The 15,059-nt window shown below is 58.5% G+C and carries 14 protein-coding genes and 1 pseudogene; 12 read left to right on the top strand and 3 right to left on the bottom strand.

Going from position 1 to position 15,059, the window contains the following annotated elements; translation table 11 throughout:
* Nucleotides 1–81: 81 nt before the first annotated feature.
* A pseudogene (locus tag ACYJRZ_RS26995) lies at nt 82–780 on the bottom strand (IS6 family transposase).
* A 367-nt stretch (nt 781–1,147) separates the two neighbouring features.
* Here ACYJRZ_RS26995 and ACYJRZ_RS27000 point away from each other — a divergent pair.
* The 10 genes from ACYJRZ_RS27000 to ACYJRZ_RS27045 all read left to right on the top strand — a co-directional run bounded on the left by ACYJRZ_RS27000 (nt 1,148) and on the right by ACYJRZ_RS27045 (nt 11,693).
* Entirely contained in the window at nt 1,148–1,477 is a 330-nt protein-coding gene (locus ACYJRZ_RS27000; RefSeq protein WP_459463841.1) for a hypothetical protein, read from the top strand.
* A gap of 534 nt (nt 1,478–2,011) precedes the next feature.
* A complete protein-coding gene (locus ACYJRZ_RS27005) occupies nt 2,012–3,490 on the top strand; it encodes a sugar ABC transporter ATP-binding protein (protein ID WP_459463843.1) in 1,479 nt (492 codons plus the stop codon).
* 54 nt (nt 3,491–3,544) lie between these two features.
* On the top strand, nt 3,545–4,549 hold the full coding sequence (locus tag ACYJRZ_RS27010) for an ABC transporter permease (protein ID WP_459463845.1): 1,005 nt from the start codon (nt 3,545–3,547) through the stop codon (nt 4,547–4,549).
* Between the two features lie 85 nt (nt 4,550–4,634).
* On the top strand, nt 4,635–5,624 hold the full coding sequence (locus ACYJRZ_RS27015; protein ID WP_112342815.1) for a substrate-binding domain-containing protein: 990 nt from the start codon (nt 4,635–4,637) through the stop codon (nt 5,622–5,624).
* 61 nt (nt 5,625–5,685) lie between these two features.
* Complete coding sequence (locus ACYJRZ_RS27020; RefSeq protein ID WP_459463847.1) at nt 5,686–6,459, top strand: SDR family oxidoreductase; 774 nt, start codon at nt 5,686–5,688, stop codon at nt 6,457–6,459.
* Between the two features lie 34 nt (nt 6,460–6,493).
* On the top strand, nt 6,494–7,486 hold the full coding sequence (locus ACYJRZ_RS27025) for a dihydroxyacetone kinase subunit DhaK (protein ID WP_459463849.1): 993 nt from the start codon (nt 6,494–6,496) through the stop codon (nt 7,484–7,486).
* 13 nt (nt 7,487–7,499) lie between these two features.
* On the top strand, nt 7,500–8,141 hold the full coding sequence (gene dhaL, locus ACYJRZ_RS27030; RefSeq protein WP_459463851.1) for a dihydroxyacetone kinase subunit DhaL: 642 nt from the start codon (nt 7,500–7,502) through the stop codon (nt 8,139–8,141).
* Between the two features lie 133 nt (nt 8,142–8,274).
* The gene (locus ACYJRZ_RS27035; protein WP_459463853.1) at nt 8,275–10,371 is read left to right on the top strand and encodes a bifunctional sugar-binding transcriptional regulator/dihydroxyacetone kinase subunit DhaK; all 2,097 of its coding nucleotides are present in this window, start codon (nt 8,275–8,277) and stop codon (nt 10,369–10,371) included.
* 55 nt (nt 10,372–10,426) lie between these two features.
* A complete protein-coding gene (gene dhaL, locus ACYJRZ_RS27040) occupies nt 10,427–11,068 on the top strand; it encodes a dihydroxyacetone kinase subunit DhaL (RefSeq protein ID WP_459463855.1) in 642 nt (213 codons plus the stop codon).
* Nucleotides 11,069–11,453: 385 nt separating this feature from the next.
* The gene (locus ACYJRZ_RS27045) at nt 11,454–11,693 is read left to right on the top strand and encodes a hypothetical protein (RefSeq protein ID WP_459463857.1); all 240 of its coding nucleotides are present in this window, start codon (nt 11,454–11,456) and stop codon (nt 11,691–11,693) included.
* 138 nt (nt 11,694–11,831) lie between these two features.
* Here the strand turns inward: ACYJRZ_RS27045 and ACYJRZ_RS27050 are convergent, their stop codons facing one another.
* Both ACYJRZ_RS27050 and ACYJRZ_RS27055 read right to left on the bottom strand, forming a co-directional pair.
* Nucleotides 11,832–12,197 (bottom strand): PIN domain-containing protein, encoded by a 366-nt coding sequence (locus ACYJRZ_RS27050; protein ID WP_459463859.1) that lies wholly within the window; start codon nt 12,195–12,197, stop codon nt 11,832–11,834.
* Entirely contained in the window at nt 12,191–12,406 is a 216-nt protein-coding gene (locus ACYJRZ_RS27055; protein WP_459463861.1) for a ribbon-helix-helix domain-containing protein, read from the bottom strand. Before ACYJRZ_RS27055 ends, ACYJRZ_RS27050 begins: the two co-directional genes overlap by 7 nt.
* A gap of 447 nt (nt 12,407–12,853) precedes the next feature.
* Between ACYJRZ_RS27055 and ACYJRZ_RS27060 the strand changes: the two genes are divergently transcribed.
* Together ACYJRZ_RS27060 and ACYJRZ_RS27065 are read left to right on the top strand one after the other, a co-directional pair.
* Entirely contained in the window at nt 12,854–13,831 is a 978-nt protein-coding gene (locus ACYJRZ_RS27060) for a 3'-5' exonuclease (RefSeq protein WP_459463863.1), read from the top strand.
* 266 nt (nt 13,832–14,097) lie between these two features.
* A complete protein-coding gene (locus ACYJRZ_RS27065) occupies nt 14,098–14,946 on the top strand; it encodes a hypothetical protein (protein ID WP_459463865.1) in 849 nt (282 codons plus the stop codon).
* The last annotated feature ends 113 nt before the right edge of the window (nt 14,947–15,059 follow it).

The raw sequence follows: 15,059 nt of genomic DNA on the forward strand, positions 1-15,059 counted from the left end.
CTGAATACCGGCCGCATCCGCGACGGTTCTGTCGCAAACTCTAGCTGAGGTCGCAAAGGCGGGTGGAGTGTCACACGGCGCTCATGCGGCAAGGATTTCGAACTGCCTGGCAATGGAGGGTGTCGGATCGTAGGCAAACGTCGCCTGTCGTTTGCGCATCATATGAACCATCTCGATGCCCGAGAGGATAATCTCGGCAGTTTTCGTTGATTTGAAGCCGAGCATGGGCCGGACGCGGCGCTTGATGCGCCGATGATCCTGTTCGATGCGGTTGTTGAAATACTGGCTCTTGAGGATTTTGATTGGCTTCAGTGCTCGTCTCGATTAATCTCGCAGGCGGTTTTCAAGATCGCAAGATCGGATGGCCTCGTGATTGGTCTGGCTGCCGTCGATGACGATACGTTCCGGCCTGCCATGGCGCTGCAAGGCCTTCCGTAAGAAGCGTTTGGCCGCCGGCAGGTCACGGTTTTCGCTGAAGAAGAATTCGACCGTATCGCCAAGGCTCTCGATGGCGCGATAAAAATACATCCATTGGCCGCGGACCTTGATGTAGGCCTCGTCCATTTGCCACTTTCCAGTGACGCTCCTCTTGCGTCGGTTGAACAGGTCCAGCAGCTCAAGCGAGAAGCGCACGACCCAACGATGTACAGTTGAATGATCGACGCTCACGCCGCGCTCGGCCATCATCTCTTCCAGATCACGCAGGCTGAGATTCTAGGCAAGATACCAGCGAACGCACAGCAAGATCACGGATCGATCAAAATGGCGGCCTTTGAACATGTCAAACTCCCACGAAAAAGGAGCAAGCGTCATGCAGCAAATGACCTTTCAAAAAAGTTTGCGACAGAACCATCGGACGGCGACTGAACCTGCCCGCGGTCAGCCTCACGCCCGATGAGGCGAAGCGTCGCCTGAGTTGGCTTGCCGCGTTCGCCGCCTACGACAACCCGGCCTCCAGCCAGCGGACCCAGGAACGGCTGGGATGGCGACCGACTCATCCGGGTCTACTGGCCGATTTGGACCGCGAGGCATACTTCCGCCCTTAACCGCCTTCCCGGATGCATGTCCCGCTGGCTAAGCGTCCGCCAACAGGGCGAAACAGCTGACTCACAAGGTGAGTCGCGCAGCAACTCGAGGAGCATATCGAATGAAGGCTCGGCGCGTCATAATTCATACGAGCATCCTACTTGGCCTCTTTTGCCTCACCACACCATCGCTGTCTGAAACTATCTCCCTTCCCAAGGACGTCCGCGCATTCATCAGCCGCCGGGAAGACTGCGATCATTTCCGTGGCGAGGCTTCTCCCGATAAAGATCGTCAGGCGCAAATAGACAGGGAAGTGATCCGACTTTGCAAGGGAAGCGATATCGAACTTGAGCGCCTGAAGCGGCGCTATTCCAAAAACAACGCTGTCCTGGAGGCCCTCGATATCTTTGATCCCGACTTCGAGAGCGGTAGCTCTGCCATTGACCCCTGATCTATCGCAGCACTCGTTTCCAGTCTGATCCGAACCATAAGCGCGCGTTGCGAAGAGCAATGCGGCGCACGAACTATTCATTAGCGCTTCTGTCGATAGATGCGGGTCACGGCCGTGGCCCTTGCTCGCGTGATCGGAAAAGACCTCATTCAAACTTTGCTTGGTTGGGGCGCCTATTGGACTAACTTTGCGGTTCCTTGCTCTTGAAAGGGATCGAAGCAGACCCCTCTGATTATTTCTAATGTACCGTGTCATGTGCCTTTCAAGGGACACGCATTTATTATGAAGCTTTCACCGGTCGCCTGCCGAATTTCTCGTGTAAAGTAAAACGAGATTATATTTCAGTGGGTTAGATTTAATTCAAAAATGCGAACTCGACTAGAAGTGCCGCATTCATGCGCATCACTGAAGGCATCTCAAAACCAGCATATTGACATTTGTCGAAAGCAATTCGAATATTGTCAAAACTGATGCCGAGCGATGGTCAACTGCATCGTCGAAGCTCGTTCCGGTATCAGGAATGCGGAGGAGAGAGTGGAATTCCTGCTTGAGGTAGAGGGACTGAAAAAGTCCTTTGGCGGCGTCGCTGCATTGCGCGACGGGCGCTTTCGTTTGCGCCCCGGTTCTGTCCACGCTCTCTGCGGCGGCAACGGCGCCGGCAAATCGACTTTTCTCAAGATCCTGATGGGCATTCACAAGCGCGATGCCGGCTCCATTCGCCGCCGCGGCAAGGATGTGGATTACGCCAGTCCCGCCGAAGCGCTCGCCGCCGGCATTGCCATCATCGAGCAGGAGCTCAGCCCCATCCCGCACATGACGGTTGCGGAGAACATCTATCTCGGCCGCGAGCCATTGGCGCGCTTTGGCGGCATCGATTTCAAGACAATGAACCGCAACGCGCAGGCGCTCCTCGACCGGCTGCAGTTCAACATCCGCGCCACGCAATTCATGATGAACCTCTCGGTCGCGCAAGTTCAGCTGGTCGAGATCGCCAAGGCGCTCAGCCACGATGCCGAAGTGATCTTCATGGACGAGCCCACCTCCGCGATCGGCGAGAAGGAAGCGCAGCAGCTGTTTGCGACCATCGAGCGGCTGAAGGCTGAAGGCAAAGGCGTTGTCTACGTCTCGCACCGTCTGTCCGAAATCTTCCAGATCGCCGATTCCTACACGGCCTTTCGCGACGGGTCCTATGTCGGCAGCGGCGCGCTTGCCAATATCGACCGGCCGGGCCTCATCCGCCTGATCGTCGGCCGCGAACTTGGCGAAGAATACATCAAGACCAACGTCCCGACGGTAACGCCGGGGCTGGAAGTCGCCGGGCTTACAGCAGAGGGCAAAGTCAACGACATCTCGTTTACCGCTCACAAGGGGGAGATTTTCGGCATTTACGGCCTGATGGGATCCGGCCGTACCGAGATCTTCAACTGCATCTTCGGCATCGATGCCGTCAGCAACGGCCAGATCAAGCTTGCTGGCGAGCCCATAACCGTGCGCCAACCGGCCGAAGCCATGCAGCATGGCATCGCCTTCGTCACCGAAGATCGCAAGCTGACCGGCCTCAACCTGATCGATAGCGTTCGCAACAATATCTGCCTTGCGAGCCTACCCGAAATGAGCCCCAATTTTTCGATGGATCGCCGGGCCGAGGCCAACGCCAGCCGGGACATGATCCAGCGCTTCGGCATCAAGGCTGCACGCGACCGCATGCCGGTCTCCGGCCTTTCGGGCGGCAATCAGCAAAAGGTGGTGCTCGGCAAATGGTTTCTGCGCAAGCCGAAAGTGCTGCTGCTCGATGAGCCGACGCGCGGCGTCGATGTCGGCGCCAAGCGCGAGATCTATCGCATAATCTGCGACTTCGCCGCCCAAGGCGGCACCGTGATCATGATCTCATCCGAAATAGACGAGGTTCTCGGCATGTCGGACCGCATCCTGGTGATGCGCCAGGGACGGTCCGCCGGAATTCTCAAGAGGGAGGAGGCCGACGCGCAATCGCTCGTGCATCTGTCGACCTGAACACAGCAGGCACGAAGCTCAAAAGAACGCGTCCGGCAACAAGAGGTATATGCAATGTCCGCCACTGACAATAATCCGTCCAATTCCTGGTTCGGCTCGGACCGGCGCCGATTGATCATTCAGGAATACGGGATCTTTCTCGCCTTCCTTCTGCTCACAGCTGTCCTCTCCGTTTCGAACCAATACTTCCTGACGGCCGGCAACATCTCCAACGTGCTGCTGCAGACCTCGATCAACGGGGTGCTGGCAATCGGCATGACATTCGTCATCCTGACGCGCGGCATCGATCTTTCCGTCGGCTCCGTGGTCGCACTCACAGGCATCGTCAGCGCCAGTTTCGCGACGACCTCGGCGACGGCCGGGATCATCGGTGCACCCTACCCGCCTTATGTCGCACTCGTCGTCGGCCTGCTGGTCGGTGTCGCCTGTGGCGCCGTGGTCGGCCTTATCGTCTCGCGCTTTGCCGTTCCCGCTTTTGTCGCAACGCTCGGCATGCTCTCTGCCGCCCGCGGCCTGACGCTGATCTATGGCGGCGGCAAGCCGGTTCCAGCTCTCACGCCTGACTTCCGCTGGATCGGCACCGGCGGCATCCTGTCCATCCCAATGCCGGTCGTTCTGCTTGCCATCGTCTTCATCATCGCCTGGTGGGTCCTGAACCGCACCCGCTTCGGCCGCTATATCTATGCTGTCGGCGGCAATCCGCATGCAGCCGTTACCTCCGGTATCAACGTCAGCAAGCTGCGCTTCCTCGTTTACCTCATTTCCGGTGGCCTCTCCGGTCTGGCAGGCATGATCCTTGCGGCGCGCACCGGCTCTGCTCTGCCACAGGCCGGCATCGCCTATGAGTTGGACGCGATTGCAGCCGTCGTCATTGGCGGCACCAGCCTTTCCGGCGGCGTCGGCCGCATCACGGGCACGCTGATCGGCGCGCTGATCATCGGCGTCTTGAACAACGGCCTCGATCTCATGGGCATCCAGTCCTACTACCAGCAGGTCCTCAAGGGCGCGCTCATCGTCGGCGCCGTCATGCTCGACCAAAAGAGAAACCTGGGCGGCTGAGCCCGAAGACATTCCAGCGTCCACACTCGGAAAACCCAACGGCTCGTCAAGACGACGGCCGGACTTTCAACGGAGGAGACCTATAATGAAGAAATTATTGATTGCACTTGCTGCAGCGACAGCAATTCTGGCCTCACCTGTCCTCGCCCAGGACAAGAAACTGAAAATCGGCGCGGCTCCCTACGGCCTGAATGCCGAATTCATGCAGATCTGGTCGGCAGCGCTGAAGGAACACCCCGCCGTCAAGAATGGCGATGTCGATCTGACCATCTTCGACGGCCGCTATGACGCGCTCGTGCAGCAGGAGCAGGTCAACACGATGATCACGCAGAAGTTCGACGCGATCATCTTCGTACCGATCGATATCGAGGCCGCAGCAACCGCCGTACAGGCCGCCCATGACGCCGGTATCCCCGTCGTCGGCTCGAACACCCGCGTCAATTCCGATCTGCTGACTGCTTATGTCGGTTCCGACGACACGATCTCCGGCTACATGGAGGCCAAGAGCGTCCTCGACAAGATCGGCTGCAAGGGCAATGTCGTCATCCTCGAAGGCCCGATCGGTCAGTCCGCTCAGATCTCGCGCCTCGAAGGCAACAAGAAGGCGCTTGCCGAGTGCCCGAATGTGAAGGTGCTGGAAGACCAGACCGCTAACTGGTCGCGTGCTGAAGCCCAGACCCTCATGGAAAACTGGCTGACCTCTCATCCCGGCCAGATCAACGGCGTCATCGGCCAGAACGACGAGATGGCGCTCGGCGCGATCGAAGCGATCAAGGCTGCCAAGCTGAACGTCAAAGACTTCGCCATTGCCGGTATCGACGGCATCACCGATGCGCTCCATGCCGTCAAGGCCGGTACGATGACCTCGATCCTGCAGGACGCCAGCGCGCAGGCTCAGGGCGCCCTCGATCTGGCGATCTTTGCCGCCAAGAAGGGCAACTACAAGCCGGAATCCAAGATCTGGGAACAGTATCCGGCCATGCCGTTCAACGACGGCAAGGACAAGAACTACAATGTTCCGTGGACCCCGGTAACGGCCGAGAACGTCGACAAGCTGCTCGAAACCCGCAAGTAGGACCAATGTGGCGGGGCGAACCATCGCCTCGCCACACCCCGAAAACAGAGGCTTGAAAAAGATGACCGAGACATCCCCAGACATTGATTTGAACTTCCCGCTTTCAGGCAAGACGGCGCTTGTCACAGGCGGCGGCTCCGGCATCGGGGCTGCGGTCGCGGCTGCATTCGCCTCCAAGGGCGCGAAGGTCGCGGTTCTCGATATCAATGTCGACATGGCGAAGACCAAGGCATCAGAAATCGGCGGCGGCGCTGAAGCATTCGTCTGCGACGTGTCCGATCCGGCCTCGGTCGGCAAGGCCGTCAGCGATGTCGTATCGCATTTCGGCGGCATCGATATCGCCGTCAACAGCGCCGGTGTCGTCTTCCTTGCTCCCGCCGAGGATCTGCCGCTCGACTATTGGGACAAGACGATCAACATCAACCTCAAGGGAACGTTCCTGGTCACACAGGCTGTCGGTCGCGCGATGATCGCCGCCGGCAAGGGTGGCAAGATCGTTAATCTCGCCTCGCAGGCCGGCACGGTCGCCATCGAAGAGCATGTAGCATACTGCGCCTCCAAGTTCGGCGTGATCGGCATGTCCAAGACCTTTGCCGCCGAATGGGGCAAACACGGCATCAACGTCAACACCATCTCGCCGACCATCGTGCTGACCGAACTCGGCAAGAAGGCCTGGGCCGGTGAAAAAGGCGAAGCCGCCAAGAAGCGCATCCCGACAGGCCGTTTCGCCTTCCCGCAGGAGATTGCAGCCGCGGCTGTTTTCCTCTCCTCGCCCGGCGCGGACATGATCAACGGCGCCGATCTGCTGATCGACGGCGGCTACACCATTCTTTGAGTGCAAGCGCTCGACAATTTCGACAGGAGAGACCATGCAGCGGTTCATCAACAATCCCGATGAAGTCGTTGAAGATACTGTAAAAGGCTTCATCAAGGCGCATTCGGATATCGTTCGTCTGGCAGACAATCCGCGCGTCGTCGTCGCCAAGGATGCGCCGTATGCCGGCAAGGTCGGCGTGGTCACCGGCGGTGGCTCCGGCCATGAGCCGGCCTTCATCGGCTATACCGGTAAGAATATGCTGGATGCGGTCGCAGTCGGCGAGCTCTTTTCGTCCCCAACGGCCAAGAGCTTCCACGACGCCATCCGCCAGGCCAATGGTGGCCGTGGTGTTATCTGCCTTTACGGCAACTATGCCGGCGACAACATGAACGTGAGGATGGCGACGAAGCTTGCCGCCAAGGACGGCATCGAAGTCGCGACCGTCGTCGCCAACGACGATGTCTGCTCGGCACCACCGGAGGAGCGCGAGAAGCGCCGCGGGGTGGCCGGCGAAATCTTCATGTGGAAGATCGGCGGCGCCAAGGCTTCCAAGGGTGCGAACCTGGAGGAAGTACGCGTGACCGCGCAAAGGGCGATCGACAACTGCCGCTCCGTCGGTATCGGCCTTGGTCCCTGCACCCTGCCCGCCGTCGGTCATTCGAATTTCCAGATCGAACCCGGCACGATGGAAGTCGGCATCGGCCATCACGGCGAACCCGGCGTTCGCGTCGAGCCGCTGAAGACGGCAGCGGAGATAGCCGAGGATATGTGCCAGATCGTGCTCGATGATCATAATCTGGCCGCTGGAACGCAAGTGGCCGTCCTCGTGTCAGGCCTCGGCGCGACACCGGTCAACGAGCTCTACATCCTCAACGACACGATCGAGACGAAGATCTCCGAACGGGGATTGAATATCTACAGGACCTATATCGGCAACTACTTCACGTCGCTCGAAATGGTCGGCGCGACGCTGACCGTGATGGCACTCGACGAGGAGCTGAAAGAGCTTCTCGACGTCGAGGTCGAGTGCACGACGCTGCTCTGAGGGAGACGCACGCATGCAGACATTCAACAATGCAACATCGGGCGATATCGTCTTGGCGATGGCCGATCGCATCGTCGAGAACCGCGCCTATCTCAGCGAGATCGACGGCAAGATCGGCGACGGCGACCATGGCGTCAACATGGCCAAGGGCTTCGGAATGGCCGCGGAACGCCTGAAGGGCAAGAACCAGTCGCTGTCAACCTCGCTCGATACGCTGGGCACGGTGCTGATGACCGAGATCGGCGGCTCCATGGGCCCGCTCTACGGCGTCATGTTCACCGAGATTGCCGAAAAGCTCAACGGCATCGAGGCCATCGGTAGCGCAGCCTATAGCAAGGCGCTGCATGCCGGGCTTGAAGGTATCCAGTCGATCGGTTCCGCCAAAGTCGGCGACAAGACGCTTTTGGACACGCTGGTTCCGGCAATCAAGGCGTTCGATGCTGCGAATGCAACCGGCAAATCCTTTGCGGAGGCGCTCGATGCTCTGGTTGCTGCAGCCGAGGCCGGCCGCGACTCCACCCTCAATCTCGTTGCCAAGATCGGCCGCGCCAGCCGGCTGGGCGAGCGCTCGCTCGGCGTTCTCGACGCCGGTGCGACTTCCTGCGCCATCATCCTGAAGGAACTTTCCCTCGGCGCTCGCGCACGACTGCAATAACAGGGCTCTCCCAAGGCTGCGCGATCCCGTGCTCCACCACGGGGTCGCGCGCCGCCCTCCCTCAAGAAGAAGCATTTGCAAACATGCGTCATTGCTTTCATCTTCTGGCGAAAACGGGAAACAGTGAATCATCATGACAGGCAAGGCATCTTCGGTCGGCAAGAACAGTGCAAGCAAGGCGGGCGTGCCGGATGCGACCGATAGCATGCCGTTGCGCTACGGCGACGACCCCTATGTCTGGGCCTGCTGGCTCTATTACGAAGATGGCAAGACCCAAAGCGACATCGCCGAGATTATGGGCATTTCGCGGGCGACCGTGAACAGCTATCTCGCCGATGCCCGCAGCCGCGGCATCGTCAATATCTCACTCGAGCCCTCTCGCCTGAGTTCGCTCTCCATCGCTCAAGAACTCAAGCGCCATTTCGGCCTGCACGACTGTCTCGTGGTGCCTAGCGACGACGGTTCGCGGCCGCTTATCGACCGCCTCGGAACCGCCGGCGCGCAGGCCATCGCCCGCCTGCTGAAATCCGGCGATACGCTTGCCGTTGCCTGGGGCCGCACGGTTCTCGCGGTCGCGGAGCAAGCCAATGTGCCGAACCTGCAGGATGTTACCATCGTCCAGGCAACCGGTGGCACCCGTGCACTCTTTGCCTACACGCCGGAACTCTGTGCCAGTGCCTTTGCCAATGTGACAGGCGGCAGACTGATCAATATTACGGCCCCTGCGATCGTTTCGGCTCCTGAAGTTCGGCAGATCTTGTTGCGCGAACCTTTGGTTGAGGATCAATTTGCTACCCTTGCCAAAGCCAACAAAGCTATCTTCGGCGTGGCGTCGTTGCGGCCGAACTCGACGGTTCACAGCAGCGGTTTCTTTGAGTCCGTCTCCCTGCAGGATTATCTGGCCAAGAATGCTGTTGGCGTTCTTGCCGGCCGTTTCATCGACACCAAGGGTCTGCCGGTTGCAGGGCCGCTCGACGACCGCACCATCGGCATATCCCTCGACATGCTGAAATCCATCGGGCTACGCATCGCCGTCGCCGGCGGCTTCGACAAGGTGCCCGCAATTCTCGCCGCCTTGCGCGGCGGCTATATCAACGTGCTGATCACCGATGCAGCCACCGGGCGCGGCATTCTGAATGCCGATGGTGTCACCGAGTTCGATCAGAAAGCCCAGCAGCGTCCGAAAACCGACAACAGCATTGCCCTGCCCAGCAGCTATCGAACGCGTATCAAGAAATTCCTCAACAATCCCGACGATGTCGTCGACGAGATGCTCGAAGGCATCGTCAAGGCACATGCCTCGCATATCACGCCGATCAAGGGATCGAACCGCGCGCTGATGGCGCGAACCGGCCCGAGGCTGGGAAAGGTCGGCCTGGTGATTGGCGGCGGTACCGGGCACGAGCCTAGCTTTCTTGGCTATGTCGGCAAGGGGCTTGCCGATGCCGTTGCCATCGGCAACATCTTTTCCTCGCCTCCGCCAACCCCCATCCTCGAATGCGCAAAAGCCTCGTCTGGCGGCGAAGGCGTGCTCTTCGTCTATGGCAATTATGCCGGCGACGTCATGAACTTCGAGATGGCCGCCGAGATGGCACAGGAACAGCAGATCGACGTTCGTACGGTGCTAACCACAGACGATATCTCCTCCTCTCCGATCGAGGATCGCGAGGGACGACGCGGCGTTGCCGGCAATTTCTTCATCTTCAAGATCGCGGGCGCTGCCTGCGACAAGGGCCTGTCGCTCGATGCCTGCGAAGCAGTGACGCGCAAGGCCAATGATCGCACCTTCACCATGGGCGTTGCGCTCGAGCCCTGTTCCCTACCGCAGACTCGACGCCATAACTTCGAAATCGGGCCTGACGATATCGAATTCGGGATGGGCATTCACGGCGAACGCGGCGTGACCCGCGAGAAGATGATGAGCGCCGACGAGATTACCGATCGGGTGATGGACCGGATATTCTCCGAAATGAAGCCGATTGCAGGCGACCGAGTGGCTGTGCTCATCAATTCTTTCGGCGCAACGCCGCTGATGGAGCTCTATATTCTGTTCCGGCGCGTCGAGCAGAGGCTGAGCGCGAAGGACATCAAGATCGAGGCAAACTGGGTGGGACATTATTGCACGTCGCTGGATATGGTCGGCGCCTCCATATCCATCCTGCATCTCGATCAGGAACTGACTGATATGCTCTACCATCCGTGCGACACCTTCGCGCTTAAGGTCGGATGAAGTTATAAAAACGTGCCCGGCGACAATAGACATGGCCGGGACCGGGAGGAAGACGATGTCGGAAGAAGCCGCCCGATGCCTGGGCACCATGTTTCAGCGCATATCGATCGCGATCAATGCCGAAAAAGATCGCCTCTCGGAGCTGGATGGCGCAATTGGCGACGCCGATCACGGCATCACCATGTCTCTCGGCTTCATGGCGGTGAACGCGGAGCTTGCAAAGCTCGATCTTGCGCAGGCATTACCCTCCGAAATCTTCTCCGCAGCAGCCTCCGCCTTTCTGGATGCCGTCGGCGCATCGACCGGCCCGCTCTATGCCACCGCTTTCCGCCGCGCTTCACAGTCATTGAAGGCGGACGAATCCTTATCGCTCGCCTGCCAGGCAATGATCGTCGACGAGATGCGGGCCGGCATCCAGCAGCGCGGCAAAGGTCAGCGCGGCGACAAGACCATGCTCGACGCCTGGATCCCTGCTGCCGAGGCGGCAATCGACGCCAAGGCGAATTCGCACGAAGTCGTGACGATGTGGAATTCCATCGTCGACGCTGCCGAAGCTGGAGCTAATTCGACAAGCTCCATGGTGGCCGCTCGCGGTCGGGCCGCTCGGCTGGGAGAGCGGTCCCTTGGGCATATCGATCCCGGTGCGGCTTCGGCCGTGATCATTCTGCGTGCGATGCGCGATACGTTTGCAAGCTGAGCTGAGCACTAAGTAGCTGTTGAAGCTCCGAAATAGCCCCGATTTCGACAAACGGAAGGAGCCTCATGCCCCTCCACCGCGGCCGCTGATGCGCCTGATCATAAAACGAATCGAGCGACAGTCGACATGGGCGCTCGAACTCATCGAATCTTCCAAACGCCCTGTCTGCAACTTATGCGATCTCATGGGGCGGAACAAGCGCTTCCCGCGCAACAAACGACCGGTGCTAGTTTGTCCGCTACAAAAGAGGAGCCATGCCGCGAGGGTCTTGCCACTTCGAGTGATTTTTGCAGATGCCGCTAACCTACCTGTTCCAGCCGGCCACGTCGCTGGAACTTCCCTGGCCGGTGCGGGTTCTCCTTCCCACAGAAGAAGGAGGAACATCATGACCGACGAACTCAGTGCTGGCTTCACAGGGACACCCGTGGAACCGCCGACGGGTGCACGGAAAGTCGCAAAGGACGCGAGGGACGCTGTTGTCCGTGAAAGCACCGCCGTGGTTGCGGGCGCCGTTGAGCATCCGCACACAGCGACCGGGATTGTCCTCACGATCGGCGCCCTCGCCTTCGCGATTGGCTACGCTCTCGGACGCGATGCGTCGTTAAATGATTCTCGATGGTGGTGATGGGAACTGGTGGCGCGCCTAGCGCCATTCGCGTAACGGCATATCGTGTGAAGTCATCGATTTCGCCCTTAGCGCTCTTGAGAGGTTTCGAACCACTGGTATCTGACGGGGCTTGCCTGCTCACTCGCCGAAAAACTGCTATATGTTATAAGGCACTCGTATGTCCGGCATTTCGCGAGGAAAATCCTTCGTGTTTCGGGTGATCAGCAACATCGAGTGGACATTGGCAGTTGCCCAGATAATAGCATCTGGGAGCTTGATGCGATGTAGTCGCCTTAAAGATACCGCTCGTTCGGCGATGGCGTCGTCGACAGCTAAGACCGCGAAACCCGCCAAGAATGCGCGCGTTCCGATCGCCACCTCTGGCCTAGCGCCTACGAGAACCTCCATCCACGTAATGATGCTGATTGCCTTTTCGTGGTATCGTGTCAGTTCGTCTCGCGCTTGCGGTACCGCATTGAGATAGTCGATCAAGATGTTAGTGTCGAAGAGAGACTTTACCATTCGCCGCGCAGGCTCTCCTGATACGTCAATCCATCGATTTGCCGATCACCCCAGAGCCCGAATGCATCCGCTGCGCTTTCGGTATTGTTCCTTGCCAGAAAATCATCAATCGCCTTGCGGATCAGGGCTGCCCTTGAGACTTTTTCCCGCTGTGCCAGCCGATCCAGCGCTTTGACTTCTGGGTCGCCGATATCCACCAATGTTCTCATAAGAAACTCCGATATATGATATCGGCAATATATATCATCGCTGATCGGAATCTTCAATGGCGCCCTAGCCGGCTCTTTTGCAAATATTCCGCTGATGCCCGAAAGAGCGCTGTCAATTTGCAGCGAGACTTTTGATGGGTGATTTTGAATGGCCCCATTTTGAGGGCGAAGTCATCCCTTAGGCGGTCCGCTGGTATTGAGCCGCTGGCAGGCCAGTGGCGCTTTACCTCACACGTGATTGGTCAGTCCCTGCGGCCTACTTTAGCGAGTGTCGTTTCGGACTTTCAATACAGCAACGCTACCCAATCAAGCCAATCAAAGTTTTCTCCTCTTCAATAAGCCCTTTACTCGCAATATCCGTGGGTATCGCTTGCCGGCTCGCTCGGAAGCTTCTCATAGGGCAACAAACAATTTAAGTTCGCGCTGATCGTTTTCGTCGGATGGGCCATGACGTCTCAGCTGGACATGTTTTCGGAGAATGCACTGTCCGTCCGCAAAGCGTCGGCGCCAAGCCTGCGCGTTCGGCAGGTCGCAGCAGCGCCCGACGAGACTGAAATGGTGCGGATCCTGGAAGCAACCGGGCGCTATCAGATCTTGAGAAAGCTCGAAGCTCGCCCGATTGCCGCTGTTCCCAGGCCTGGCTATCCGCTCCGAGGCGTCATCCTCGACACCGAGACCACAGGGCTCGACGCGAGGAAAGATGAGATCATCGAAATCGGGCTGGTCGGCTTCACCTTCAATGAGGACGGCGAGATCGGCGATGTCACCGGCATCTATGGCGGACTGCGGCAACCGAGCATTCCGATCCCGGCCGACGTCACCCGGCTGACCGGCATCACCGACGCCATGGTTCATGGCCAGATGATCGACATGCCGGCGGTGCGTGCGCTCATCGAGCCCGCCGATCTCGTCATGGCCCACAATGCCGGCTTCGATCGACCGTTCTGCGAAGCCTTCTCCCCGATCTTTGTCCGCAAGGCCTGGGCTTGTTCCAATTCCGAGATCGATTGGAATGCCAGGGGCTATGAGGGAACCAAGCTTGGATACCTCATCAACCAGAGTGGGTATTTTCATGTCGGGCACCGGGCCGTCGATGACTGCTTTGCGCTGCTGGAGGTATTGGCACTTTCTCAGGGCGATAATAATCAGACACCCTTTGCCGAGCTTTATCAGGCAAGCCAGCGCTCGCGCGTTCGCATCTTCGCGGAGAACTCACCGTTCGACCTCAAGGATCGGCTGAAGGAACGTGGATATCGCTGGTCTGATGGTAGCGACGGCCGGCCGAAATCCTGGTGGATCGAAATCGGCGAAGAGGCCACGGAAGACGAGCTTCAGTTTCTGCGAAACGAGATCTACCGCTGGGAAGATGCCGACCCGCCGGTTCAACGTCTGACGGCATTCGATCGGTTCAGAGGGCGGAGATAGGTTCAGCTGCTCGGCTGCAGCCAATAGCCCAATTCTGTCTCAGCACTGCCGACGCTTATGGCCAAGGAGCGGCGGCGCCCGCAAACATATAATTTACCCAACTTACACGAAATAAAACAATACGCCCGCTTTTGCCCAGCATCGGTCCTTTTGACCACGTTCACCGCTCAGAAGCCTTTCGCAGCGGTTAACTGCGTTCCTTTGCAAACATTTGGAATTTTGCGGCTAATCTTGACCAACGAGACACTATTTCTGAGGAACATCCGTTGCGGCTTTCACTGGCATGCTTCATCGCGACAGCAGTGGTGGCGGTATTACAATGGATTCCATTCACCGGCATTTTCCTCATGTTTCTGATGGCTCCCTTTTGGTCGGTTATCCTGATTAACGCAGGATTTCTAGCAATGCTCTTCGAAGCCATTATGGGTCATATTCCGCGATGGGCGGTCATCATTCCCCTGCTCTATTTCGGAGGCTATTACACCGAAACGGCTTTCCAGCACATCGAAGTTGACCGAGAAATCGCGGCATTCGCTTCGCGACCTATCGATCGCCTCAAATTCGATCGCAAAGATGTTGCGATCAATGTAGATCTTTCAGGTGATGAAATCGGAGCCAATCTTCTCACGCGCTACGGAGTGCCCACCGTCATACGTGGTGGCATCGGCAAAGACGGACTCGCTGATGTCTATCGATTGAAGCCCGACTGCACACCTGACCGCCAAGGCATCTCCGCTAGATCCGATCGTTACGCATATCAACGACGCTCTCTCCTCTTTGATTCATGTATCGCGCACCACCGAGAGGCCTATGCCGGGCCGATCGTGAACATCAAATTTGGCGAAGATGAAAGGGCGGGAGACAGCACCGTAGCAGCCAATCGGATCGTCCTGGCTGCTCCGAACGGAAATCAGGTCGCGATAGACAACGGTTGGTATTCTCCGCTCTCGTGGTTTCCGATGCCGATCATCGGCTGCGGCCTGAATGACCAGCCACCCGCGTGGAAATGTGTCGCGTATTTTAATCACGACCGGATACCTGTGCCGCTGTCGGCGGACGGCGTTCGGGATCCGACAACTGCAATTGCTCGGGCGCTTGGGCTTGAAGGGGAATAGCGGCGCCTATTAGAGAACACGGAGTTTCGTTTAGGGAAGACCCGTCTGAAGGCCAAGAACCAGCTTTTGCGTGACGAGATCGCGCGGCTGAAGGACCTGCCGCCACGCCCGCC

The organism is Rhizobium sp. No.120, from assembly GCF_054558365.1.